Origin of the sequence: Mesorhizobium sp. M5C.F.Ca.ET.164.01.1.1 (assembly GCF_004792125.1) — a bacterium.
GTDB lineage: Bacteria > Pseudomonadota > Alphaproteobacteria > Rhizobiales > Rhizobiaceae > Mesorhizobium > Mesorhizobium wenxiniae.
Map to the genome: position 1 here is coordinate 1 of NZ_SRTG01000374.1, position 321 is coordinate 321.

Annotated in this window: 1 protein-coding gene; it reads left to right on the forward strand. The window is 58.3% G+C overall.

The window, feature by feature from the left end; translation table 11 throughout:
* Window positions 1-321, forward strand: a 321-nt coding sequence (locus tag EN807_RS33870; protein WP_246684529.1) for an ABC transporter substrate-binding protein, incomplete at both ends; no start/stop codon positions are given.

Sequence of the window (321 nt, forward strand, 5' to 3'; positions counted from 1 at the left end):
TTGTCGGTTCCGGCCCCTTCAGGTTCGTCACGGCCGAGTACCAGCCGGGCGTCAAGGCGGTCTATGAAAAATTCACCGATTATGTGCCGCGCAACGAGCCTGCGAGCTGGCTGGCCGGCGGAAAGGTGGTCAAGGTCGACCGTGTGGAATGGTTGAGCATGCCCGATGCCCAGACGGCAATCAACGCTATCCAGTCCGGGGAGATCGACTATATCGAAGCTCCGCCAGTTGATCTTCTGCCACTTGTCGAGAGCAATGACGAACTGACCGTCAAGACGCTAAACACGCTTGGCTCGCAGACCATGGGCCGCATGAATTTCC